General features: G+C 66.3%; 1 pseudogene. It reads left to right on the plus strand.

Features of this window, described 5'->3' with window-relative positions:
* Positions 1-255 (plus strand): annotated as a pseudogene (locus ACZ92H_RS29795) (phage late control D family protein); the annotation flags it as partial.

Below are 255 nucleotides of genomic sequence, written 5' to 3' on the forward strand. Positions count from 1 at the left end.
GAAGACAAGGATTTGACGGCCATCGTCTCGCCGCGGCTGATTAATCTGACCTTGACCCTGTGCCGTGGCGACGAGAGCGACCAGCTCGACATTTCCCTGGACGACAGCGACGGCAAGCTGGCCCTGCCGCCGCGCGGCGCGCAGATCGCCCTGGCGCTGGGCTGGCAATCATCCGGCCTGGTGGATATGGGCAAGTTCACCGTCGACGAGGTGGAGCACAGCGGTGCGCCCGACACCATCACCCTGCGCGCCAGG

It is taken from the genome of Janthinobacterium foliorum (assembly GCF_978021625.1).